Source organism: Methylopila sp. Yamaguchi (assembly GCF_002897035.1).
Classification (GTDB): Bacteria; Pseudomonadota; Alphaproteobacteria; order Rhizobiales; family Methylopilaceae; genus Methylopila.
In genome coordinates this window covers 68872-93377 of the sequence record NZ_BAUX01000013.1, presented here as the reverse complement: position 1 = coordinate 93377, position 24506 = coordinate 68872, and the positions used below count along the sequence as shown (strand labels likewise).

Annotated in this window: 16 protein-coding genes; 3 read left to right on the top strand and 13 right to left on the bottom strand. The window is 69.8% G+C overall.

Annotation, left to right across the window (positions count from 1 at the left end; translation table 11 throughout):
- Positions 1–103: 103 nt before the first annotated feature.
- Positions 104–2587, top strand: coding sequence for a cation:proton antiporter (locus tag METY_RS15420; protein ID WP_244593683.1), 2484 nt, complete (start codon positions 104–106; stop codon positions 2585–2587).
- Positions 2588–2592: 5 nt separating this feature from the next.
- On the opposite strand, the gene METY_RS15415 is transcribed toward METY_RS15420, so the two are convergent.
- The 11 genes from METY_RS15415 to METY_RS15365 all read right to left on the bottom strand — a co-directional run bounded on the left by METY_RS15415 (position 2593) and on the right by METY_RS15365 (position 18694).
- On the bottom strand, positions 2593–4584 hold the full coding sequence (locus METY_RS15415; RefSeq protein WP_103122275.1) for a CHASE2 domain-containing protein: 1992 nt from the start codon (positions 4582–4584) through the stop codon (positions 2593–2595).
- The gene (locus METY_RS15410; protein ID WP_103122274.1) at positions 4584–8228 is read right to left on the bottom strand and encodes a FecR domain-containing protein; all 3645 of its coding nucleotides are present in this window, start codon (positions 8226–8228) and stop codon (positions 4584–4586) included. The genes METY_RS15415 and METY_RS15410 overlap by 1 nt, the downstream gene beginning before the upstream one ends.
- Positions 8229–8327: 99 nt before the next feature.
- Positions 8328–8819: a Pycsar system effector family protein gene (locus tag METY_RS15405; protein WP_103122273.1), complete on the bottom strand. Its 492-nt coding sequence runs from the start codon at positions 8817–8819 to the stop codon at positions 8328–8330.
- Between the two features lie 158 nt (positions 8820–8977).
- Positions 8978–10642, bottom strand: a complete 1665-nt coding sequence (locus METY_RS15400) for a hydantoinase B/oxoprolinase family protein (RefSeq protein WP_160147368.1) — start codon at positions 10640–10642, stop codon at positions 8978–8980.
- Between the two features lie 14 nt (positions 10643–10656).
- Complete coding sequence (locus tag METY_RS15395) at positions 10657–12741, bottom strand: hydantoinase/oxoprolinase family protein (RefSeq protein ID WP_160147367.1); 2085 nt, start codon at positions 12739–12741, stop codon at positions 10657–10659.
- A 45-nt stretch (positions 12742–12786) separates the two neighbouring features.
- Entirely contained in the window at positions 12787–13890 is a 1104-nt protein-coding gene (locus tag METY_RS15390; RefSeq protein ID WP_160147366.1) for a DSD1 family PLP-dependent enzyme, read from the bottom strand.
- Complete coding sequence (locus METY_RS15385; RefSeq protein ID WP_103122269.1) at positions 13887–15293, bottom strand: MmgE/PrpD family protein; 1407 nt, start codon at positions 15291–15293, stop codon at positions 13887–13889. The genes METY_RS15390 and METY_RS15385 overlap by 4 nt, the downstream gene beginning before the upstream one ends.
- A 4-nt stretch (positions 15294–15297) precedes the next feature.
- Positions 15298–16053, bottom strand: a complete 756-nt coding sequence (locus tag METY_RS15380) for an ABC transporter ATP-binding protein (protein WP_103122268.1) — start codon at positions 16051–16053, stop codon at positions 15298–15300.
- A 1-nt stretch (position 16054) separates the two neighbouring features.
- Complete coding sequence (locus METY_RS15375; protein WP_103122267.1) at positions 16055–17101, bottom strand: ABC transporter substrate-binding protein; 1047 nt, start codon at positions 17099–17101, stop codon at positions 16055–16057.
- A gap of 28 nt (positions 17102–17129) precedes the next feature.
- On the bottom strand, positions 17130–17885 hold the full coding sequence (locus METY_RS15370; protein WP_103122266.1) for an ABC transporter permease: 756 nt from the start codon (positions 17883–17885) through the stop codon (positions 17130–17132).
- Positions 17882–18694: an ABC transporter permease gene (locus METY_RS15365; RefSeq protein ID WP_103122265.1), complete on the bottom strand. Its 813-nt coding sequence runs from the start codon at positions 18692–18694 to the stop codon at positions 17882–17884. Before METY_RS15365 ends, METY_RS15370 begins: the two co-directional genes overlap by 4 nt.
- 161 nt (positions 18695–18855) lie before the next feature.
- Here METY_RS15365 and METY_RS15360 point away from each other — a divergent pair, with 161 nt between their 5' ends.
- On the top strand, positions 18856–19578 hold the full coding sequence (locus METY_RS15360) for a GntR family transcriptional regulator (RefSeq protein WP_160147365.1): 723 nt from the start codon (positions 18856–18858) through the stop codon (positions 19576–19578).
- A 20-nt stretch (positions 19579–19598) separates the two neighbouring features.
- Here the strand turns inward: METY_RS15360 and METY_RS15355 are convergent, their stop codons facing one another.
- Positions 19599–21284 carry a hydantoinase B/oxoprolinase family protein gene (locus tag METY_RS15355; RefSeq protein WP_103122263.1) on the bottom strand — a complete coding sequence of 562 codons (1686 nt, stop codon included), beginning with the start codon at positions 21282–21284 and terminating at the stop codon, positions 19599–19601.
- Complete coding sequence (locus tag METY_RS15350; RefSeq protein ID WP_160147364.1) at positions 21281–23320, bottom strand: hydantoinase/oxoprolinase family protein; 2040 nt, start codon at positions 23318–23320, stop codon at positions 21281–21283. The genes METY_RS15355 and METY_RS15350 overlap by 4 nt, the downstream gene beginning before the upstream one ends.
- Before the next feature lie 150 nt (positions 23321–23470).
- Between METY_RS15350 and METY_RS20910 the strand changes: the two genes are divergently transcribed.
- Positions 23471–24370, top strand: a complete 900-nt coding sequence (locus tag METY_RS20910) for a LysR family transcriptional regulator (protein ID WP_146035736.1) — start codon at positions 23471–23473, stop codon at positions 24368–24370.
- The last annotated feature ends 136 nt before the right edge of the window (positions 24371–24506 follow it).

Sequence of the window (24506 nt, the reverse complement as noted above, 5' to 3'; positions counted from 1 at the left end):
CTCGCGACCGCTCCTTACGGCCGCGCCCGCGCAACTCGCCCGGACGCTGACAACGGCTGAGATGGCAGCTAGAAAGCTGATCTCAAAGATAAGAAACGGGGTCATGTCCGTCGCGCTCGTCGTTCTGATCATCGCTCTTCTGCTGGTGGCCGTCAGTCTTGCGGAGCCCGTCGCGGCGCGGCTTCGTCTGCCGGCGAGCGTGCTGCTCGCGATCTTCGGGGTCGCGATCGGGGCGTTGGCGCTCGCCCTGCGCAGCGGTTCGTTCGGCGCGAAGGCCCAGGACGTCGCCGCGGCGGTCACAAACCTCCCGCTCGGGTCGGACGCGTTCCTGTTCCTGTTCCTGCCCGTTCTGCTGTTTCAGTCCGCGATGAACACCGACGCCCGTCAGCTGGCCGAGGACGCGAGCTCGATCTTCACGCTTGCGATCGTGGCCGTCGTCGTTTCGACCTTCGTGATCGGCTTCGCGCTCGCGCTGTTCGCGCCCATGCCGCTCCTCGCCTGCCTCTTGGTCGGCGCGATCGTCGCGACCACGGACCCAATCGCGGTGATCGGCATCTTTCGGGAAGCGGGAGCGCCGGGCCGCCTTGTCCGGCTGGTCGAAGGCGAAAGCCTGCTCAACGACGCCGCAGCCATCACGCTGTTCGCGCTCTTCCTCGATCTCATCGTGTCCGGCCGGGCCTTCGATCCCGCGCAGACCGCCGTCCAGGCCGTGGCGCTGCCTCTTGGCGGCGTCGCGCTCGGCGCGGTCGCGGGGCGTCTCGCGGCTTCGCTGGCCGGACGGCTCCGCGAGAGCCCTCTGGCCCCGACGTCGGTGAGCGTCGCGCTGCCCTATGTGGCCTTCGTCGTCGCCGAACACACGCTGCACGTCTCGGGCGTGATGGCGGTGGTGGGCGCCGGCGTCACCTTCGCGATGTACGGCCCGGCGAAAGCGCCGCCAGATGTCTGGCGCCATCTCAGGACGGTGTGGGAGCAGATCGACTGGTGGGCGGCCTCGCTCATCTTCGTGCTGTCGTCGATCCTGGCACCGAAGCTCATCGCCGGCGCGACGCTCCAGGACCTGGTCCTGTTAGGCGTCGTCGTCCTCGCGTCGCTGGCGGCGCGCGCCGCGATCGTGTTTGGGCTGATGCCGGCGATGTCGACGCTGAGGATCGGTCCGCAGATCAGCGCGCCGTTCCGCTGGGTGGTGCTTTGGGGGGGTCTGCGGGGCGCTACCACGCTGGTTCTGGCGCTCGCCGTCACCGAACGCGAGGAGCTCTCGCCCGAGATCCGCAGCTTCGTGGCCGTGCTCGCCACCGGCTATGTGTTCTACACGCTGCTCGTCCAGGGCACGACGCTGCGGGCGCTCGTGCGCCGCACCGGCGTGGACCGCCTATCCCCGGTCGATCTCGCGCTCCGGCGCGACGTGCTGGCCGCGGCGCGTCGGCACGTCGCGGAGAAGGTCGACGAGACCGCGCGCGCTCACGGCCTGACGGCGCCCGAGCGCACGCGGGCGGAAGCCGCGCGCGCGGATGGCTCCACCGCGACGGCGGATCCGGCGGAACGCGTCGCGATCGCTTTGGCGACGCTCGCCCGCGCGGAGCGCGAGATCATCCTGCAGCGGGTCCGCGAACGCAGCGTATCGCTCAAGCTCGTGGACCGGCTGCTCGGGGACGCCCGACGGCTGGGCGACCGCAGCCGCGCCTCAGGCGCCGAGGGCTACGCCGAGGCGGACGCTTACGCCTTGCGGTTCTCGGGCGCCGAACGGGCGGCTCAAAGGATCGCGCGCGCCACAGGCTGGACGGGATGGCTCGCCCGCGTCATGGCCGACCGCTTCGAGATGCTGCTCGTGACCTCGGCGGCGGTGGCGCGGCTCGAGCCGTTCGCCCGCGAGACCATTGCGCCGGTGCTCGGGCCGGACGCCGCGGCGGCGGCCTCCGCGGCCTTGAGCCGCCGGCGCGAGACGGTCGGTCGCGCACTCGCGGCGCTTCGGCTTCAGTACCCAGGCTATGCCGAGGCGCTGGAGCGCCGCCTGCTCGCCAACGCCGCGATCCAGATCGAGGAGAGCGAGTACGACCGGATGCTTGAGGATGGGCTGATCGGCCCGGAATTGCATCGCGACCTGGTGATCGAGGTCGGCCGACGGCGGCGCGGCGTCGGCGCGCGGCCGGCGCTCGATCTTGGGCTCGATCCCGAAACCCTGGTCGCCCGGCTGCCGCTGTTCGCGGATCTGCCGGACGACGCGTTGAAGCAGCTGGTCCGGCTGATCGAGCCGGTGTTCGTGCGGCCAGGCGAACGCCTGATCCGCCGTGGCGACCGCGGGGACGCGGCCTACTTCGTGTCCTCCGGCGCGGTCGAGGTCACCAGCGTCAGCGGCTCCACATACCGGCTGGGGCGGGGCGAGATCTTCGGCGAGATCGCGCTCCTGACCGACAGCCCTCGCACGGCGGACGTCGACGCCATCGCCTATTGCTCGCTGCTGCGGCTCGGGCGGCGCGCGTTCCTGGCCTTCCTCGACGATCATCCCAGCCTCGCGGCCGAGGTCGCTGCGACGGCGGAGCGACGCAGGCGGGAGAACGCCGCGGCGACGTCCGCGGCGGCGATGTCGTAACGGGGCTACTTCACGGTTGCTGCGAAGACGCCGTTCCAGTCGTCCGGCGGGGGCGCGGCGCGGTAGCCGGCGATCCGCGCCGCCATGACGCCGGCGTAGAGCGCGAGCCGAGGCTCCGCCGCGCGGACCGCCGCCAACGCCTGCTCGGCGTCGTCCCAGCGTCTTGCCCTGTAGGCCTCAAGGAACGCCGCCTGCTCTTCCCATACCTCGGCGCCCGGCAGCGCCGTGTGGATCGGCGCGCCGTCCCGGCGCCCCTTGACCGCGATACGGTCCAGTTCGATCAGCGGCGTGGAAAGGTGCGCCGCCGTGTCGTCCGCGACCAGCATGCGGACGCCATAAAGCTTGGACGCGCCTTCGAGACGCGACGCGAGGTTCACGGCGTCGCCGACCGCAGTGTAATCGAAGCGCCTGTCGGAGCCGAGGTTGCCGACGACGCAGTCGCCGGTGTTGACGCCAACGCCGACCGCAAATTCGAGCGGCGCGACGCCGGGGCCGGCCTCGGCGTTGAGCTCCGCGTTCAGGCGCTCGACGGCGTCGAGCATGCGCAAGCCGGCGGCGACGGCGCGTTCCGCGTGGTCCGGCGCGTCGAGCGGCGCGTTCCAAAACGCCATGACGCAATCGCCGATGTATTTGTCGATTGTGCCGCCTTCGGCGAGCACCGCCTCGGACAAGGGGCCGAGCAGCCTGTTGATCAGCAGGGTCAGCCGTTCGGGGTCCCCCTTCATGCGCTCGGCAAGCTCCGTGAAGCCGCGGACGTCGCAGAACAGGATCGACAGCGTCCGCCTGTCGCCGCCGAGCTTCAACGCGGTTGGGTCACGGACGAGACGCTTGACGACCTCGGGCGCGAGATACTGCTCGAAGGCGCGCGCAATCTCCCGCCGGGCCCGCCGCTCGCGGCCGTAGTCAAGAGCGGCCTCCGCGCCCACCACCAGCAGCACGGCGAGCGAAGGCGCCGCAGGAGGGAGCCAGAACCCTGCGTGCTGAAGCGCGAGCCAGCACGCGGCGATCATGCCTGCGACAAGCGCCGCCGCCCCCGCGACGGAGCGCCAGGAGACGCGGCCGCCGCCCGCCAGACCGAGGCCCGCGGCGCCCGCGACGGCCAGCGCCAAAAACTCCGCCCACCAGGGCGCGGGCGTGACCAAATCTCGCGAGCGAAGCGCGTCCACCAGCGTGGCCTGGATCTCGACGCCCGAGGTGAGCCGGCCTGTCCGCGACGTGTAGGGGGTGGCGAACGCGTCGGTTCCGCCGGCGCTGGCGTCCGCCGCGGTCTGGGTGCTCAGTCCGACCACCACGACCGCGCCTCGCAGCGCCTCGGGCGGCAGGAACGTTCCCGGGTCGAGCGCCTGATAGTAGGAGATCGTCCGGTAGGTCCGGGGTCCCCCACGAAACCGCATTAGCGCGCGCTCCGGCGACGGGCCCGAGGAGGCGCCCGATGCGGCGGCGACGGCCCCAGCGAAGGAGTCCTCGACAGACCTGACGCGACGCAGCACGCCGTCGCGGTCGAGCGTGACGGCGACGAGGCCCGTCGTCGCTCCGCGGGCAAGGAACGCCGGCAGGGGATCGACGCGGATCGTCTGCGTCGCGTGCGGCGTCTCGATCACCGTCAGATCCGCGCCGAGCACGACGTCCGGCCCCAGCGCGTCGGCGAGCGCCTGGTCTCCCTCCGCCGACGAGGCTTCGGCGAACACGATGTCGAGCCCGACCACGCGCGCCCCTGCGGCCCTCAGCGCGGTGATCAGTTGGCCATGCAAGCCACGAGGCCAGGGCCACTGTCGACCGAGTTCGGCGAACGAGGGCTCGTCGATCGCGACCACCACGATATCGTCCGCCGGCGCTGGCGGAGCGATCGTCGACAGCAGATCGTAAGCCGGCGCGTCGAGCCGCCACCCGAACGGCCCAGCGACGATCAGCGCCAGCGTGAGCACCACTGCGGCCGCGACCGCCGCCCGGGCGGCCAGCCGTCGTCGCGGCTCCGAGCGGGCGCCGCTCACGGCCATCAGAAACGAAGTCGCGCGGTGGCGTTGAAGGTGCGTCCCTGGCCGAGCACCCCCGCGGCCAGATCGAACCGCTTGTCGAAAATATTGAGCGCCTGAAGATCGATCAGCAGGCGCTTGTCGAGGCCTTCCCAGCTGAGCGACAGGTCGGTCGTGAAGAACGAGTCGATGTCCGCGCCGATCTCGTCGACAAGATCGCCCACGTAGTTCTCGGCCACGGTGAACTTCACCATGGAAGGATGGACGAACGTCAGGCCGAACCGCGCGGCGTCCTTCGGCGTGAAGGGAACGCGGCTGCCGGCGGGCAGGATCGCGCGGACGATGTCGAAGGCGTCGGTCAGCACGATGTCGTCGCGCGTCTCCGACCATGTGCGGGCGTAGCTCGCGAAGACGCCGACGCTATGGCCGAGCCAAGCGTTTGCGGCGATCGACAGACGGTCGATCTCCGCTTTCGGGGCCGACAGCTCCAGCAGAGACTCCGGCACGCCGATCGTCACCCCGCGCAGATTTTGCGACTGGTACTCCACCGACGTGAACAGCCGCGAAGACCATTCCGCGTCCCAGCGCGCCGCGATGGTCTCGACGCGGCCGCCGAAGGTGAGCGGCGCCTGGTTCGGCGTCAGGCCGACCGTCGCGATAGGGGACAGCGTGAAGGGCGTGTTGAACGAGGTGTCCGTGCGGTAGGCGGACCGAAGCCATTGCCCCGGCAGAAGCTCCAGGGCTGCGCCGACGCGCGGATCGAGCCGGTCGCTGCTGGCGTCGCCCCGCGGCGTGTCGAACGCCGCCGTCGTCGCGAACAGCCCCGCTTCGATCTGCAAACCACCGCCGACGTCCCAAAGCGCGTCCGCGTAGAGCCTGCCCGCTTCGCCTGTCGCCTTAGTGCGAACCACGGTCGTCAGGCCTGCAGGAAGCGCCGTCTGCGCCAGGCGCCCGTCGATCCGGGTGACGACCCCCTCCACGCCGTACCGCAGGTCGATGTCGCCCAAGCCGACGAGATGGCTGACGGCGCCGACGAAATTCCGCTGCTCGACCCGATCGCGCTGATCGACCAGCCCGAGGAAATCCGCTTTCGACGTCTGTTCGCTGAGCGAGCCGACCGCCATGGCCTGAACCACGTTGCGTTCGCCGAACACGTGGCTCCACGCCGCCCCAACATTTCCGGCGCGCGCGGACGACAGGTCCCCGAGCGGCGACAGCAGGTCGGGGAGCCTGAGACCCTGCTTCTGCCGTCCGTAGTTTCCAAACAGCACCACGTCGTCATAGACCGTGGGCTGGACGCCCACGAGCGCGACGCCGGACTCCAGCTTGCTGTCGGCGTCGTCGAAGCGGTTGCCGGGGCGGAGCACGCTGGCGTTGAGGAAATAGCCGAACGGCGTCGGCTCCATCACCTTGCCCTGGAGGGTCGCGTCGGCAATCCAGCCGCGATGGCCCTTCTCCGAGGAGACGCCACCTCCGACCGTCGCTTCGACGAACGGCGCGTGGACGAAGTCCGTGCGGCGCTGCCGCCCGGAGACTGCGAGCGGATCCAGCAGAAGTCCCTGGATAAGCGAGGAGAACGCGGTGGTCGCGGCTCCGCTGGCCTCGTCGGGCGCGACGGTGGACGCGGTCTGCGTGAAATAGGTCGTGCGGTCCGTGATCGCCTGGTCGAAGTAGCCAGTCGAGGAGAAGGGATCGAAGAACCGGTCGCCGTAGTACCGCGCCCAAGCGTCCAGCTCGAGAAAGCGCAGGGCGTTGCCGATCGTGGAGCCATCCTGGCGGCTGGAGGTGATCTCCGCGTAGGCGCCCCCTTTGGCCACCCGTCTGCGGGTCGCTTCGCGCGCCTCGGCAAGCGCGTCATCGGCGCGAAACTCGTCGACCGCGATAGCCGAGCGGATCAATGGCGCAACCGCAAGGTCGCCGTCGAACCGCTCGGCGTTGTCGAGCGCCTGCTGCGCCTGGTCGAGATCGCCGGCGCGGTACATGGCCATCGCAAGCTCGAGCTGGCCGCTGGCGTAGGTCGGGTTCACCGCCGCCGCGGCGAGCAGCTTCTCAGTGCCCTCGTCCAACCGACCCTGACGGACCAGCAGCCGGCCGCGCGTGACGAGCGACAGATAGCCGGACGGGTCGATCGCCTCGCTCTTGCGCAGCGCTTGGTCGGCCCGTTCCAGCTGGTTTTCATCGATCAGGAAGTTGGCGTAGTTCGAATGTGCGAGCGGGCTTTCCGGATCGAGCGCGATGGCCTGCAAATGCGCCGCCTCGGCCTCGCGGATCGCGTCCCGTTCGGCCTGCACCAGAGCGAGCTCGTTCCAGACGAAGGCGGCGCCCGGCGCGATCTCGCTGGCGCGCGTCAGCTCGGCGAGCGCGCCGTCGAGATCCCCGGTCACCGTCCAGCGACGCCTCGCGCTCACCGTCAGCGCAAACGGATCCTCCGGATCGATCGCCAGCGCGCGGTCGATCTCGACCTGGGCCGCAGCATCGTCGCTGTCGAGGAGCAGCAGGGCGGCCTTGCCCGCTGTGATCATGACGTCGTCCGGATAGCGCCTCTGGGCGTCGTCCAGCACGGCGATTCCGGCCTTGGCGTTCTCGACGAAGCTCTGGACGCTCGCCTCGCCCAGCGCTTGCTTCGCCGTCCCTCGGCCGCCTCCGGCAGGTCGCGGCTTGGGAGCCTTGGCCGGGTCGGCCAGCGTCTCGGCGATCCACAGCGCATAGGCCCCGGTGTCGCGTCGCCCGGCGTCGAGACCGGGCTGCGCGCGGCGGAAAGCGGCCGCGGCCTCGCGCCATTTCTGGTTCCGCGCAGCGATGAAGCCGCGCACGAGCTCCGCCCGCGCCGCCTCTCGTTTCGTCAGCGGCATGGCGGCGGCGCGCTCGAGCGCGCGGCGGGCGGCGGCAAGACCGTCGAAGTAGAGACCCGTCTCGGCGAGCGTGAGCCAGTCCGCCGCGCTGCGCCGCACGTCCGGCGCAGCCAAAGCCCGCGCCCGGGCGGCGCGCTCGCCCGTCCGGTTCTGATCCGACGGCGAGAGTTCGAAGAAGGAGTCCCGCAGCTCGCGGTAGAGCAGGATCTGCTCGCGTCCCTTGAAGTTCACCAGCGTGATCTTGCGCGGCGTCTGTCCGATCAACGCTTCGGCGGCCTCCCCCTGACCCACGGTCACCGAGCCTTGGGGATTGCTCAGCGTCACCACGCCCTCGAGAACGACGAGCGAGGTCTTCGCGCCCTGGACGGTGAGCGACCAGTCGGTTCCGCGGATGGCCGCCGCCGCGGCGGGCGTATCCACGATGACGCCCGACCCGCCCCGAGCGGCGCGGGCGAAAATGCTGCCCTCCGGCAGAGCAAGCTGCGTCTCCCCCTTGGGCCCGCGCGCGACGTCCTTCACGATCAGCGTGGAATTTCGGCCGACCCGGATCTGCGTGCGGTCCGCAAACAGCAGCGCAAGATTGCCCAACGCGTGGGTCCGGAGGGCGTCGCCGCCGATGACATTCTGCCGGATGACGACGGACCGCCAGTCCGCCTCGGACTTGAACTGCAGCTCTTCGCCGCCCTTGGCCGCGATCACCTCTCCGGCCACAGGGAGCGGCCGCGCGATCGGCTCCTGGGCCCAGGCGTCGCCCGCTGCGCTGATGCACACCGCGAAAGCGGTCGCCGCCGCCGGCCGAAAAAGCCTTGAACGCATCGTCGCGGCGGCCGGACCGCCCCCCTCGTCCCCACGAGCTCTTTACCCAATCCCGCGGTGGGCGTCGACTGGGTTGCATGTCGGCCGCGCTACGCGCCCTCACCGCAGCGCGAGGGAGACGACGTGGAGCGCGATCGCGACGATCAGCGACAGGATCGCGACCGTGACGAGCCGATACTTCGACCGGCAGATGGCGGCGAGATTCTCCGCGTTGTCGGCGTAGGTCGCGAGCAGCGTGGCGCCGTCGGCGTCCGCGGCGGCGGCGACGTCCAGCGCCGCGGAGCGGGCGGCCGGCCACGCCCCCCAGAACAGGGCCGTCCCGCCGCGCCGTCGACGCGGCAGCACGACCGCCAGCGCGCTGATGAGCGCGACGACCAGGGCGGCGACGACGAGCACGGAGACGGCGCGCGCGGGTTCGGCGGCCAACGACGGCGGGGGAAGAAACGCCTGCCGGAACTCCGGCGACCAGACCAGCAGAAGGATGATCAGAGACAGGATGTAGGTCGCCTTCTGGTCGGCGACCTTGATCTGGTCGTAGAAGACGTCGTTCACGCTTTTGAGGTACGCGATCCCCGTCGCCGTGTCCGCCATGACTTCCGATATCCGCCGCGTGGATCAGTTCGCCCGGCAATCTGCCAAGGCCGGCGCCAACAAAGCGTTAGCGGCCGAGATCGGCAAGAGCCCGGCGCGAGCGGCCCGCGTCTGCTCAGCCGCCACGACGCTCGCCGGGCCCCGCCCGCGTCTCTTGCTCAGTCTTCGCGTCCATAGACCTCGCGGGCGTGAGCGGGGCTGATCTTGCCTCGCAGAAGATCAAGCCGCACGGCCTCCGGATCGCGTTCGCTGGGCGCTCCGTATCCCCCTGCTCCCGCCATCTCCACGCGCAGCACGTCGCCGGCGTTGAAGCGGCGGGTGAACTTTGAAGGCAGGGCCGCCTGGCGCTCGGTTCCGGGGTTCAAGGTGTTGGAAGCGCTTGAGCCCGGCCCGCCGCCGAAGAGGCCCCACGGCCTGGACTTGAAGCGGTCGGCGCGCACTTGGACCTGAACGTCGTCGGTGAGGAAGCGATACTGCCGCACGAGCCCTAGGGCGCCGCGGAAGCGGCCAGGGCCGCCGGTGTCGGGCAGGAATCCGTATTCGTCGACCACGATCGGGGTCTCCGCCTCGATCAACTCCACCGGCACGTTCGCGAGGTTGCCGATGCAATAGGGGCCGGCGTCCTGGCCGTCCGAGTCCGGGTTGGCGCCCAGCCCCGTGTTGTTGTGGAACTCGAGGTGCAGGAAACGGCGGCCGTCGCTCCCCCGGCCCGAGGCGGCGATCGCGAATTCCGATCCGCCGGCGCAGGCGGGAAGCCTGCCCGGAAGCAGCGTCGCGAGCGCTCCGAGCACGATCGAGCGGAGCCTGAAGCCGACCTGACCGCGCGAACCGACCGCTGCGGGGAACGACACGTCGACGAACGTGCCCGGCCTGGTCTTGACGGTGATGGGGCGGTAGAGCCCGGCGTTGTTCGGGATCCCGGCGCTGAGCACCGTGCGGATGGCGGCGTAGGCGCAGGAGACGGTGAAGGCGCGGTTGCAGTGCACGGCGCCGCCGAGGTCGTCGTCCGTGCCGGAAAAGTCCGCCTCGATCGTGTCGCCGGACTTGGTGAGCTTGAGATGGATTCGGATGGGGCCGTTGCCCACGCCGTCGTCGTCGTTCCATTCCTCGAATTCGACCACCCCGTCCGGCAGCTGCGCCAGCTCGGACCGGGTCAGCTTCTCGGCGTAGTCGATGAGGTCGTCGAGATAGGCGGCGAGGACGTCGGGACGCCAGGAGCGGGCGAGCTTCTCGACCTCCGCGGCCGACTGGTCGAGCGCCGCGAGCTGCGCCCGCACATCCCCCATCACCCGGTCCGGCACGCGCGTATTGAACTCGATGATGCGCATGAGCGTCTGGTTGATCGCGCCGCCCTCGACGATCTTCAGCGGGGGGATCCGAAGCCCCTCCTCGAAGATCTCCATGCTGTCGGCGGCGTTGCCGCCGGGCACGCGGCCGCCGAGATCGCTGTGGTGCAGGATCAGGCTGACGAAGGCCACCCGCTGGCCGTCGACGAACACCGGCTTGAAGGTGAAGATGTCGTTCAGATGGCTGCAGCCCGAATAGGGGTCGTTGCTCGCCAGCACGTCGCCTTCGCGAACGTCGTCGCCGAAATGCGCGAGGCAGGCCTCCAGCGCCGGCATCACCACGCCGAGATGGACCGGCACGGCGACGCCCTGCGCCACCAGCCGCCCGCGGCCGTCGCAGACGGCGGCGGAGAAGTCCATGCTGTTCTTTACGTTGGAGGTGCGGGCCGTGCGCATCACCATGACCAGCGCGTTGTCGGCCGTGGTGACCAACGCGTTCTTCAGAAGCTCGCGGCGAACGGGGTCGATCGTGATCATCCGGCTAAGCTCCTTCAGGCCGCGTCGCGCGTGAGGACGACGTTGTTCCAGGCGTCGCACGCCGCGGACCATCCCGGGCGAACCACGATGGTGGTGTCATATTCCTCGACGATCATCGGGCCTGCGACCGGGGTCTCCGTGAGGTCGGACCGCGGCCCGACGGGCGTGTCGATCCATCCCGCCTCGCCGAAGAAGGCGCGCCGGACATGGCGAGCGACCGCCCTCTCTGCGCCGCGCCGGGCGCTGTCGGGCATGCGCGGCGTCGGCGACACGCCGCGACAGACGAGCTTCAACGCCACGAACTGGACGGCCTCCCCCGGCGAGGCGTAGCCGAACACGGCCTGATGCTCGGCGTGGAAGGCCGCGCGCAGCGCCGCAAGCCCCTGGTCTCCCTCGGAAATCCGCAGCGTCAGGGGGGACGTCTGACCCACGTAGCGCAGGTCTGCGAACAAGGTGACGGACTGGCTCTCCGACGTTGGGAAGCCCTCGCCCCGCAGCATTTCGAGACCGCGGTCGATCAACGGCGCGGCGGCCTCCCCAAGGGCCGCCGCGTCGACCTCGTCGAGACGTCGGTAGAAGGCCGTGACCAGCTGGTGCTCGACGTCGGCGAACAGCATGCCGAGGGCCGAGAACAGGCCGGCGACGGGGGGCGCCACGATCCGCGTCATGCCGGCCGCCTCCGCCAGCGAGCAGGCGTGCACCGAGCCGTTACCGCCGATCGCCAGCATCGCGTACTGCGACGGGTCGCGGCCCTTTTCCGAGGACACGCCGCGCAGCGCCCGGAGCATGGTGGCGTCGGCGATGGCGTGGATGCCGTAGGCCGTGTCCGTCGCGGAGAGGCCGACCTTCTCGCCGAGTGCGGCGATCGCGGAGGTCGCGGCCTCGACGTCCAGCGCCAGTTCGCCGCTGACCAGCGCGCCGGGATTGAGATAGCCGAGCACGATGTTCGCGTCGGTCACGGTCGGCTGGGTCCCGCCGCGGCCGTAGGCGACGGGGCCGGGCTCGGCGCCGGCGCTCCGCGGGCCGACGGTGAGCCCGCCGGCGGCGTCGGTCGCCGCGATGCTGCCGCCGCCGGCCCCGACTTCGGCGATGTCGATCGTCGGCGACTGCACAGGATAGCCGGCTCCCTTGACCATGCGGGCGCCGAGCGCCGCCCCTCCCCCGACCTCGGTCTCCGGACAGATCGCATAGGCGTGGTTCTCGATCACGGTGGCCTTGGCGGTGGTCCCCCCCATGTCGAACACCAGCATGTCGCCCACGCCGATCTTCTCGCCGAGCCGTTGGCCGCCGAGCACGCCCGCGGCCGGGCCGCTCTCGATGATGTCGATCGGCTGGCGGGCGACGGCGTCGCCGGGGGCGACCCCGCCGCTCGACTGCATGATCATCATCGGCGCCTTGATCCCGAGGCGGTCGAGCCGGGCCTTCAGCGACGAGACGTAGCGCTCGACGACCGGGCGGATGTAGGAGTTCACCACCGTCGTGCTGGTCCGCTCGTACTCGCCGAGCTGCGGCAGGAGATCGACGGAGGCCGTTACGGGGACCCTCGGCAGACGGCGAGAGAGGAAGGCCGCCGCGCGACGCTCGTGGTCGCCGTTAACGTAGGAGTTGATGAAGGCGACCGAGACCGCCTCGACGCCTTCGGCCTCGAATACGGCGGCCGCCGCCTCAAGGTCGGCCTCGTCGAGCCGGCGCGCCACCGAGCCGTCCGCGCAGATCCGCTCGTCGGCCTCGAGCCGTAGGCGGCGCTCCACCAGAGCGTCCTGCTTCTTGTAGTGAATGTCGTAGAGCCGCGGCGTGCGGAACCGCGCAATCTCCAACACGTCACGGAAGCCCTTCGTCGTCAGCAGACCCGACCTGGCGCCCTTGCGCTCGATGATCGTGTTGGTCGCGACCGTCGTCGCGTGCACGAATTCGCCGATCTCCGACGCGTCGATCCCGAGCTCCGCGAGCAGGGCCGAAACGCCGGACTCGATGCCCTGGCTGTAGTCCTGCGGCGTCGACAAAACCTTCTTGCTGTAGATCACCCCGTCGGCGCTCATCAGCACGACGTCGGTGAACGTGCCGCCGATGTCGACGCCAAGGCGATAGGATGCGGACATGTCAGAACTCGCGATCGTGACGTTCGGGGACATTGGCGCCGCGGGTCACCGCAGCTTGGCGGCGGGCGCGATCGGCCAGATGCGTTCCACGCGCCCGCCGCGCGCCGCGAAGATCGCGTCGTGCAGATGGACGGTGGTGTCGGCGTAGCCGACGACGAAGCGGATGCGGTCGCCGACGCGCGGAGAGGCTTGGTCGGACTGAAGTTCGATCTTGCCGTGCTCGGCGGAGAAGGAGACCGACGCGACCGGCGGAAGGTCGAGCGGGAGCGGAACCCCGGAATCGACGCTCATCGCTTTCTTGCCGGCGTCGCAGACGATGCGGCGCGGGGTCGGACGGCTGGTCACGGTGGCGTGCACGGTAAGGCCGTAGGCGAGCGGCACGTTGTAGATCGTGCGGTAGCGCACGTCGCCGAACACGCCTCCCCCGGCCTGGATCTCCGTGACGCCGGCGATCGCGGCGGCGGTCGCGAACGTGCCGGTGCCGCCGCAGCTGACGATCCCGATCGCGATCCCGTTCTCGCGGCAAAGGTCGGCGCTGGCCACCAGCGCTCCGATCGCGTCTTCGATCGCGGCGCGCTTCTCCTTGGGGTCGGAGATCTTGGTCGTGTGAGCTTCCCAGGTCATCACCCCGGCGAGGCGGAGCCCTGGCAGCGCTGCGACCCGGCGGGCGAGCTCGAGAACGGGGAGTCCAGGCGGCACTCCCGCGCGCCGGGCGCCGGTGTCGACCTCAATGACCACGTCGAGCGTCAGCCCGCGTCGCGCGGCGGCCTCCGACAGCGCCTCGGCGTTTTCGGTCCCGTCGACCGCGACCGTGATGTGGGCCTGGGCCCTCAGCGCCATCAGCCGTTCGATCTTGATCGGGCCGACGATCTGGTTCGCGACCAGGATGTCCGCGATCCCCGCGTCCGCCATGACCTCGGCCTCGGCGAGCTTGGCGCAGGTGACGCCGACCGCGCCGGCGGCGATCTGGAGCTTTGCGATCTCCGGCGACTTGTGCGTCTTGCAGTGGGGCCTCCACGCGACGCCGCCCTTTGCGCAGCTGGCGGCGATCCGCGCAAGGTTCGCCTCCATGACGTCGAGGTCGACGACCAGCGACGGCGTGTCGAGAGCCCCGACGTCCACGCCGATCAGAGCGGGCGCTTCGCTCATGCCGCCCGGCGCTCCTGCTGGCATCCGCGGAACAGGCTAATGAGAACCGCGGCGTCGGGCTGGGCGTCCAGCGACATGACGGCCCGCTCCAACGCGCTCATGTCGGCGTCGCCGGCGCTCATGCCCCAGCGCATGCAGGAGCGGAACTTGGCGATCGTCTCCTCGAGGCTCATCGGATCGTCCGGAGCGCCCTTCATCGTCCAGCGCGCGACCTCGACCGCGCGGCCGCTTTTCAGACGCAGCCGAACGCGGGCGGGCGGCACCGCGGTCGGCTCCATGTCCGAAGCGTCAGCACTCTCGAACAGCGCCGCGAAAGCCACGTCGTCCGCGCGGATGCGGTCCGGCGTGAAGGTCGCGATGTCGACCCTGCCGTCCACCAGAGCCGCGGCGAAGGCGTAGGCCGCGTTGAACTGAGCGTGGACGACGGGATTTCGGTGCGTGCGGTCGAACCGCGCGCCAACGATCTGGCGATTGACCTTGCCGAGTTCGATCACGCCATGCGCGATGTCCTCAGGCTTGATCCCTTGCGCACGAAGGTCGAGCGCGAGCTGGATGACGGTGTGGGTGCAGCGGCAGCATGGATAGGGCTTCATGCTCAGCTCGCGGATGCGCCAGCTCGTCCCGAGGCCCTCCGTCAGCGCTTCCGGGCGGACCTCCCCTCGCTCATAGAGCTCGAACAGGCCGGCTTCGCCTTCGAGGAACCGGTAGGGGCCGGTGACGCCGTGCTTCGCCATCTGCGCGGCGAGCAGACCCGAGCGCGCGGCGAAGCCCGGGCCGACACGCTTGGCGAGCGCGCCGTCCGCGATGAATTGGGTGGTGCCGCTCAGCTGCACGAACGCGAGGGCGAGCGCGTGGAGCGTTTTCTCGGCGTCGAGCTCGAAGATCTTGGCGGCGGCGGCCGCCGCCGAGATCGAGCCCAGCGCCGTCGTCGGATGCCAGCCCTTGCCCAGCGAGTTGTAGCAGGCGAGCCCCAGCCGGCAGAACAACTCGACCCCGACGGTCAGCGCGGTCAGCGCCTCCCGCCCTGAGACGTTGCGCTTCGCCTCGATCGCGGCGAGCACGGTCGGAAGCACCACGCAGAAGGCATGGATGCGCGCCTGGTCGTGCTGGTCGTCGAAGTCGAGGCTGTGCGCGGCCGCGCCGTTCGCGAGCGCGGCCGTTGCCGGGTTCGCGGTCCTCCCGTCAAGGAGCAGGGTCGCCTTGCCTGAGGTCTCCCATTCGGTCAGCGCGGCCAGCAGTTCGGACATGCCCGGCGCGCGCGCCGCGCCCCCGATCACGCCCAGGGTGTCGAGCGTAAACAGCTTGATCGCGCCGACCACATCGTCGGGCAGATCGTCGTAGCGGAGAGCGGCGAGCGTGCTCGCGATCTCCCAGCCCAGCGAAGGGGCGGCGGTCGAAGTCATGGGGTCAGGCCGTGATGTCGTGGCGGAGCAGTTCGGAAATCTCGCGCCGGAGCTCTAGGAACTCCGGCGCGAGCTTCATGGTCTCGCGGCGCGGCCGATCGAACGGCACCACGATCTCCTTCAGCACACGAGCGGGGCGCTTGCTGAAGACGAGGATGCGGTCCGCGAGGTAAAGCGCCTCCTCGATGCCGTGGGTGACGAACAGCACCATCTTGCGTTCCGCCTCCCAGATCCGGACCAACTCGTCCTGAAGGATGTCGCGGGTCTGGACGTCGAGCGCGCCGAAGGGCTCGTCCATGAGCAGCAGCTTCGGGCGGACGCAGAAGGCCCGCGCGATGCCGACGCGCTGCTGCATGCCTCCGGAGAGCTGATGCGGCCAGGCGTCCTCGAAGCCTTTGAGGCCCACGAGATGAAGGTACTCCCGCGCGCGGGAAAGGCGCTCCGCCTTGCCGACTCCCATGACCTCGAGGCCGAAGGCGACGTTCTCGATGGCGCTGCGCCAGGGGAACAAATCCGCCCCCTGGAAGACCATGCCGCGGCCGGACCCCGACTTGCCGGTGACGTCCTGACCGTCGAGCACCACCCGACCGGAGTCGACCGACGTCAGGCCGTTGATGATCTGCAGCAAGGTCGACTTCCCGCAGCCCGAGGGGCCGAGGAGAGCGACGAACTCGCCGTCCGCCACCTCGAGCGACTGATCGATCAGGACGGGAACGTCCCCAAACGACTTTGAAACGTTGGAGACCGAAAGACGCGCCATCTCAGCCGAGCTCTTTGAGCGCCTGCTCGAGGTAGGCGCGGTCGATCAGCTTGCCGAGATCGACCGTGCCCTTGAGCGCGCCCGCCTCCTTGTAGGCGGGGATCACCTTGGCGAACTGGTCGGCGTTCAGCTCGTCCATCGTCTTGGGGAAAGCCTTGATCTCGGTCGTGAGCGTGCTCCAGACCGGCTTGAGGAAGGCGTCGTCCGCACCCTTCAACTCCTTGGAGGAGGCGTATTCGGCGACTTGGCTTTTGTACCAGGCGTAGTCGTCGTCGGTCTGGCGGAACGAGGTCAGGATCGACTTCAGCACCGCGACGGCGGCGGCCTTGTTCGCGTCGTCCTTGAGCCAGGCGCCGGTCGTCATGACCACGGCGCTGAACCAGTTGTCGTACTCCTGCCAGGGGCGAACGAGGATTTGGAAGTTGCCCTTCTGCGCAAGCTGGGCGGCTTGCTCCACATGCATCGGCACGGCGTCGACGCGTCCGGCGAGCAGCGCGCGGGCGCGGTCGCCGGACGAACCCATCTCGATGAAGTTGACGCTCTTCGGATCGATCTTCCGCTTCTGGAGCACGCCGATCAGCATCACGTACATGAAGTCGCCGATGCTGTTGACGGCGATGGTGCCGCCGGCTTTGGCGACCTCTTGCAAGCTTTTCGTCTTGTCGGCGTTGACGACGATGACTTGCGACGTGTTGCTGTAAGAGAGGCCGATGATCTTGAGGTCTGCGCCCGCTTCGGCGGCGGCGAGCGTGGAGGCGACATCGGCGTCGCCGAGATCGGCGGAGCCTGCGATCACCTCCTGCGCGATCTGCGGGATCTTGGCGGTGGGGCGCACCTCGGCGGCCGTGAAGCCGGAGATCTTTCCGAGGCCGGACCGCAGCGCCGACTGCATCGGCACGTTGACGGCCGCGGCGGAGGCCAGCGTGTTGATCTTCAGCGTGCGCGCGTCGGCGGCGAAGGCCCCGCCGACGCCTCCGCCCAGCGCCAGGACGCTCAGCCCGCCGGCGCCGACCTTCAGGAGATCACGGCGGTTCATGCTCTCGAACATCGTCAGTTCCCCTGCGTTCCGTGGGTGGTCAGGCGTTGGTCCGGCTTGCGTACCAGGGCGCCGAGCGGTGGGCGGCCCAACGCAGCAGGCTCGTGGCCCCTACGCTGAGCGCCATGAGGATCACGATCAGGCCGAACAGCGGCGCGGTCGAAAGGTCGAGGCCGGCGTTGTTCAGCAGGCCGCCGAAGCCCGCGCTGATGAACATCTCCGCGGTGATCATCGCCCGCAGGGCGTGCACCAGACCGATGCGGGCGGCGATCAGCACGAAGGGATGCAGCGCCGGAAGGATGACGTAGCGGAAGCGCTGAAAATCGCTGGCGGCGAAGGAGCGGGCGACGTTGAGCAGCTTCGGGGAGACCCCGCGCGCGGCCTCCGTCATCGTCGCCACCACGTACCAGACGGTCGCGACGAACACGATCGACGTGCAGAACAGCACGCCCCGGCCCATCAGGATGATGAAGAGCGGGACGATGGCCGCGGCCGACACGACGATGAACATCTGCGCCCAGGGCTTCACGACGCTTAACACCACGTCGGACCGGCCCATGGCGACGCCGAGCGGAACCCCCACCGCCATCGCGGCGAGGTAGCCGACCATCATCTGCCAGCCCATCGACCACAGCGCCGGCCAGAGCGACCCGTCGCGGATCGTGTCGACCAGCGCCGCCGCCACCTGCACCGGCGTCGCGACGAGCGCGTCGCCCAGTCCGCTTCCGGCGATCTGCCAGCCGGCGAGCGCAAGCCCGACGCCAAGCGCGTTCACGGCCAGACGAGGGACCCTCATGACGTCCTCCCCGGACGCCACACGCAGATCCGGCGCTCGATCAGCAGGAGCAGTTCCTGCAGCGCGAGGCCCAGGAGGCAGAGCACGGCGAGCACGCCCAGCACGGCGGCGCTGTCGAGCCGCACCGCGGACTGCTTCATGATCGAACCGAGATTGACGGCTGCGAGGAACAGTTCGGCGGTGATCATCGCGTTCACCGCGCGCACCGCCCCAATGCGCAAGGCGGTGAACAGGAAGGGAAGGCTTTCCGGCAGCAGGATGAGCCGGAAGCGTTGCCAGCCGCTCGCTCCGAAGGATCGGCCGACGTCGAGCAGGCGCTTCTCGGCGTTCTGCGCGCCCGCGCTCACGACGATGATCATATCGAAGGCGCACATCATCACGACGAGCGCGACCCGCGCTTCGAAGTAGAGGCCGCACCAGATCATGATGAAGGGCGCCCAAGCGACGCTCGGCACCGCATAGATGAGGTTCACGATCGGATCGAGCAGGTCGTTGATGAACCGGACGCGACCCATCAGCATCCCGATCGGAAGCGCGATCGCGCAGGCGATGACGTAACCGAGCGCCATGTGCTGCAGCGCGCCGCCAGGCGCGCGGGGCAGCTCAAGGCTCCACGTCAGTTCGCCTAGGCGAACAAGCACCCCGAGGGGAGACGCCAGCACGAAGCTGGAGTAGCCGCTTGCGACGATGTGCCAGAGCGCCAGCCCCACCACGAGCGAGGCGAGATAGAGCAGCGTGTGGGACCGGCGCCCGGCCTGCTTGCGCCGAATCGGCTTCGCCGTCAGGGCGGGCGCGGCCACGTCCGTCATCGCGCTGGGTTCGCTGAGGTTAGGATCATGGGCACTCCGCCTCGGAGGTGCGCTGCGGGACCTTTCCCGACGCGCCGCGATCCTATAAGCCGAAGGTCTGAGATGTCTAGTTGACTATGCAGCTTTATTCGTGGGGACCTGATTTGTCGCAGCCGGACTTCGTGCCTCTTTATGTCCGCATACAGCGCTTCCTGAGGGCGGAGATCGCCGCGGGCCGATTGGTGGAGGGCGACCGCACGCCCTCCGAGCCCGAGCTCGCATCGCAGTTTTCGACCACGCGGGCGACGGTCGCCAAGGCCTTTCAGCAGCTTGTCTATGAGGGGGCGATCGTGCGCCGCGCAGGCAGCGGCACCTTCGTCGCCCGTCCGCCGATCAGCGCCCCGATCGACCTGAGCCGGGTCCGTTCTTTCGAGGAGCAACTCGCGGCGAAGGGCGCCGTGATCGACTACGAGGTCCTGGGGTTCGCGAGCGACAGGCCCAGTCCTATCGAGATCGAAGCGTTGCATCTCGACGACGGCGAGGAGGTCTATCGGCTGGACCGCCTCCGCCTGGTCGGCGGCGAGCGGATGAGCCTCGAGCGCCGCGTCATCCCGGGGGAGCTTGGACGTCGCATGTCGGAGGAGATGATCCGGACCAAATCGATCCACCGAATTCTGGACGAGGACCTGCGGCTGCCGGTGCTGCGCGTCGAGGGCGCCATCCGCGCGGGCATCGCCAAGGGCGCGGTCGCGGGCCAACTCGCCGTGAAGCGCGGGAGCCCGCTGTTGATCCGCGATTACGTGCTGCTGAGCGCGGATCGCCGACCTTTGGTGAGGGGCGAGTCGTTCTACCGGGAGGACTTCCACATCAACTATGTGGTCCAGCAGAACCCGCGCGAGGCGTGAGGCCGGCCGTCGCGCCATCGTCAGACCCTCACGCCGTAGACGGCGAAGGCCGCCTCGGGAGAGACGTATCCGAACTTGACGTCGCGGAGCACCGCTTCGGGGGAGCGTAATGTGGGATCGCCATAGCCCCCGCCCCCCGCCGAGACGCACGTCACGCGCTCGCCCGGCGCGATCGGAACGCCGCTGTCGTGCACGCCGATCGGCCTTTGGCCGCTCTCGCCGTCCACCGTGTAGGCGTGGCCTGGACCAGGAAAGCCGCCCTGCGCGCCGAAGGGCGGCACGGCGACGCCTTCGCCGGAGGCGTTGATCACGGCGGGGGCCGCGCCCTCGTAGCGCAGGGTCAACCGGCCGCCGAGGCCGCCGCGCGCAGCCCCGGGGCCGCCGGTGTCGGTTTCAAGCGCGTAGGACTCCACGAACAGCGGATAGGCCGCTTCGGTGCGCTCGACGCTTGGGGAGGGCGTTCCGCCCGGATTGTGAAGGCCGCCGAGGTTGACCCAGCCGTCACGGCCGTCGCTTGCGCCGGCCCCGCCCTTGTTCAGAAAGTAGTGCCAGATGAACGCGCTCCCCTGACGGTCGCGTCCCGCCAGCGCAAAGCGGAAGCGCCGTGCGAAGCCGCCGACCGCGCGCGAGGGGTCGGCGTTCTGAAGCGCGTCGAGCAGGGCCTCGATCACCGCGCAGGCCGTCGAGGACGTGCAAGCGCCGACGGGCGCGGGGCTGACGGGGTCCAGCAGGCTACCGGCCCGGGTGCGGAGCTCGATCGCTCGGGCGCTGCCGTCGTTGAGCCCTTGCTCGTCGCCGCAGAAGTAGAGGAACGCCACCATCACGGCGGCCCGCGTGTTGGCGTAGGGGCTGTTGATGAAGGCGGCGACCTGATCCGGGCATTCGGTGAGGTCGACGACGGCCCGGCCGTTCTCGATCGTCACCGCGACGGGGATCGGCAGCAGCCCATCGGGCGCGGAGGCGAACTCCATATGGCTGAGGCCGCGGTAGACCCCTGGGGCGAAGGTCGACAGCATCGACCGCGTAACCGCTTCGCCTGCGTCGAGAATGGCCGCCGAGGCGCCGTCGATCTCGCGTGCGGCGTACCGGGCGAAGAGATCCGTCAGTCGCTCAAGGCCGATGCGGACGGAGGCCCATTGCGCCGTCAGGTCGCCCGCCAGGTCCTCCGGCTTGCGCGAGTTCTCAGCCACCAGGCGGAGCACGTCCGGCCGAAGCGCGCCCTTAGCGGCGAGCTTGATCGGCGGGATGCGGAGACCCTCGTGCCAGATCTCGCGCGCGCCGGCGCTGTAGCCCCCGGCCGACATGCCGCCGATGTCGCCCTGATGGGCGCGAAGCGCGACCCAGAAGCGGATCTCGCCCCCGTGGATGAAGGGCGCGGCGAGCGTGACGTCCGGCAGATGACTGCCGCCCCAATAGGGATCGTTCGCCATCAGCACGTCGCCCTCTGCGACATCGTCCCGGAACGCCTCCGCCATTCGGCGGACGGCGAGCGGCATCGCGCCCATGTGGATCGGGACCCGCTCCGCTTGCGCCACGCAGAGGAAGTCGGCGTCGAGCAGGACGGCGGAGAAGTCCTGGTTCTGGTTGAGGATCGGCGAGAAACAGGTGTGCGTCATGGTCTCGACCATCTCCTCCGTCACCGCCTTCAGCTTGTGACGGACGACGGCGAGCGTCAGAGGGCTTTGTGCGGCATGCGCCTTGGTCATGACGCGAGCTCTCCGATCCGGAGGCTTCCGGTTTCGTCGACGGACGCCACGCCGCCCTCCTGCACGAGCACCGTCGTCGACGCGGACTCGATTATCGCGGGGCCCGCGACCTGCATCCCCGCGGCGAGGTCGTCGAAGCGGTAGACGCCGGCCACGGTCCAGCGGCCGAGGAAGACCTCCCGTTCGCCCGATTTTGCAGCCGATGGATCCGGCGACGACAGAACGGCGGCGCGCGGCAGGGTAAGCTTGGGCAGCGCGCCAAAGAGAGACAGCCGGCAGACGTCGACCACGCCGGGCTCGGTGTCATGCGCGTGCCCGTAGAGCGAGCGATAGGCGGCCGTGAATGCGTCTTCGAGCGCAGCCGGCTCCGCCTCGCCGATCACGACGGGGATGGCGTGCGTCTGCCGATCGTAGCGGCAGTCGACCGTCCGGCGCAGGGTTACGTCCGCGGAGCCAAGCCCGGTTCGCGCCAGGCGGACCCGGCCTTCCCGCTCCATCCCGTCGAAGATGGTCTGCAGCTCGGACGGTCCGAGCGCGCGGATGGGCTTGTCGACGCTGACTTGAAGGTCCTGGCGGACGTCGGCGGCGAGGAAGCCGAGCGCTGACAGCACCGAGGCCATACGCGGCACGACGACAGTAGGGATGCGCAGCTCCCGCGCCGCCGCGTGAGCGTGGAGGCCGCCGGCGCCTCCGAACGACAGCAGCGCGAAGTCCCGGGGATCGCGCCCCCGCCGCACGGTCGCGAGCCTCACCCCTTCCGTGACGCCGGACGTCGCGAGAACGTGCACGGCCCAGGCGGCCTCCTCGACGGAAAGACCGAGGGGTTGCGCGACGTCGCGGGCGATGGCGTCGCGGGCGAGATCGACCGACAGCGGCATCCTGCCGCCGAGAAAGGTGTCCGGCGAGATCAGCCCGAGCGCCAGATTGGCGTCGGTCAAGGTCGCGCGAACGCCGCCTTTGAGGAAGCACGCCGGGCCGGGAGCCGCGCCCGCGCTTTCGGGTCCCACGGCCAGCACCCCGCCGGCGTCAATCCGGGCGATGCTGCCGCCGCCGATCCCGATCGGATCGATGGCGATCGCGGGCGCCGCGATCCGCAGGTCCGCCACGTCGGTGCGGACGCGCTCGACGGGCGCGCCGTTCTGAATGACGGCGACGTCCGTGGTGGTGCCGCCGGTGTCGTAGGTCACTACGTCGGAGAAGCCGAGCGTACGAGCGAAAAGCGCTGCCGCCATGGCTCCGCCCGCCGGCCCGCTGGTGACCGCGCCGACCGCACGCTGTCCGGCGTCGGCGATCGGCAGCACGCCGCCCGTCGATTGCATCACGAAGACCGGCGTGCGCACGCCTCGGGCCGAAAGCTCGCCGAACAGGCGCTCGAGATAGGCCTTTAGGCTCGGGCCCACGTAGGCGTTCACGGCGGCGGTCGACAGGCGGTCGTACTCGCCCTCGCGTCCCAACGCCTCGTGGCTCAGGGAGATGAAGGGAGTCCAGCCTGCGCGATCGATCGCCGCGCGGACCGCGCGCTCGTGCTCGGGCCGTCGGTGGGCGTGAAGTAGGCAGACCACGACGCTCTCCGCGCCGGCCGCGCGAAGCTGGGCGAGCGCGGCGTCGAGCCCGACCTCGTCCAGAGGCTCCCGGACAGCCCCGGCGGCGTCCACGCGCTCCCGGACTTCAAGGCGCAGCGGCCGTTCGATCAGCGGCTCGGGCGCGTCGGTCCGCAGCGCGTAGCGCTCCTGGCGCGCCCCCTCGCGCAGCTCGATTAGGTCACGGAAACCCTTGGTCGTGATCAGCCCGAGCTTCGCCCCCTTCCGCTCCACGAGGGCGTTGGTCGCAACGGTGGTCCCGTGGATGAAGACGTCGACCTCGGGCAGCAGATCCTCAAGCGACTGGCCGGTCTCGCACGCCAGCAGCTCCAGCGCGTCCATCACGCCGCGCGCGGGATCGTCCGGGGTGGAGGGGGTTTTCACGAAGCGCAGAGCGCCGTCGTCCGCAGCGACGAGATCCGTGAAGGTGCCGCCGACGTCGACTCCGACAAGCATCAGGCCGACCAACGAGAGAGAGAACGGAAAACGACGGACACCGCAGAGCTCCAAGACGCGAGAGCCCAACAAAACGGCGCGCGCAAGAAGCTTGCAATGACATGCCGCAGGCCTTTGTGATGCGATTTTGGCATCGCTGGAGGCGGCATCGTGAATCTGTCGGCCCTGAGCAGCTTCATCGCGGTCACCGAAGCAGGCTCGTTCCGCGCGGCGGCCGAGCATCTGCACGTGGTGCAATCGGTGTTGAGCCGCCAAATCCTAGCGCTGGAACGCGAGATTGGCGCCACGCTCCTGACGCGCAAACCGCGTGGGGTCGCACTTACGCTCGCCGGCGAGATCGTGCTGAGGCACGCACGGGCGAGCCTTGGCCATATCGACCTTGCGCGCGCCGAGATCGCCGCTGTCGAGGGCCTCCGCAGAGGCCGGGTCCGCGTCGCCGCCATCGGCCCCGTGGCGGACGCCATCCTCCCGCAGGCGATCACCGCCTTCTCCCGCTCGTATCCTGGCGTCAGCTTCGACGTGCGGGTTGGCAACACGCCGCACGTCCTCGGCCTGTTGGCCGAGGGCCTGGCCGAACTCGGCGTCGCGTACAACGCGCCGATCACCGAAGGCGTGCTTGTCCGCGATTCGATCGATCAGCCTTTGGTCGCGGTCGTTCGCCATGGCCATCCGCTGGCGGGCGACGGCGCGCGGCCGCTCGCCGCGCTCGCGGACTGGCCCGCCATCCTGCCGCCTCCGGGGTCCCCCACCCGGCTGCTGATCGACGAAGCCTCCCGGCGGGCGAATCTGCGCATTCCCTCCGTATTGCTGGAGAGCGACTCGGTCGGCCTTCGCGTCGCCTTGGCGGCGCGCACGGACGCGGTCGCGATCCTGGCGCCGCTGTCCGCCCCCGCTGGCGAGCACGTGTGCACGGTCGCGATCTCGGACCCGCTGCTCAGCGTAGGGCGGATCGATCTCCTGGCCTCCGACGTTCGAGCGATGTCCCCGGCGACGTCCGCCTTCGAACCGGTGCTCCGCCGCTTTCTGCGAGGCCATCCATCACGGCCGTAGACGCGACGGCTTGCTCCGACGCGCGGCGCTTTGCCCGGGTCGCTCCGCGCCATCCCCGGCGGCCGCGCTCGCCACGGGCGTTCCTGCTACGGGTTGCGAGTTGAAATCCGAAACGCGCAAGCCTCATCGCCTCTCG